We start from the raw sequence: 467 nt of genomic DNA on the forward strand, positions 1-467 counted from the left end.
CTCCGGTCAAGACTGCCCAGTTCCGGCATCTCGGCGAGAAGCGTGCGCGCCGTCGCTGGCCCCACACCTGGCACGGAGGTGAGCAGCGTCTCGCGAACCCGCCAGACAGGTGACGTGCGGATGTGGTCGTCGAGGTCCTTGTCGAGGCTTTCGAGCTCGCGCCTGAGAGCGATGAGCAGGCGTTTGATGCTCTTCTGCGCCTCCTTCGCGAGTGCCATCTTCGCCCGGTTTTCCTCGGCCACGATCATCTGGACGATCTGCCGCCTGCGGGCCACAAGCGCCGAGAGCGCCTGGGTTTGCGCATCACGCAGCGGGCGCAGCTCCGGCTTGGTGGCCAATACGTAGGCGGCTATCACCGCCGCATCGATGGCGTCGGTCTTGGCACGTTTGCCGAGCGCATTGGCATAAGCGCGCACCTGCGCTGGATTGACGACGATCACGGCCAACCCGGCCAAAGACAGTCCTGC

General features: G+C 65.5%; 1 protein-coding gene. It reads right to left on the bottom strand.

All coding sequences use genetic code 11. From position 1 onward, the window contains the following. Positions 1–467 (bottom strand): transposase (locus H6M51_RS24250; RefSeq protein ID WP_185812318.1); only part of this gene is annotated, 467 nt, incomplete at both ends.

The organism is Rhizobium sp. AQ_MP, assembly GCF_014237835.1.
Lineage (GTDB): Bacteria > Pseudomonadota > Alphaproteobacteria > Rhizobiales > Rhizobiaceae > Allorhizobium.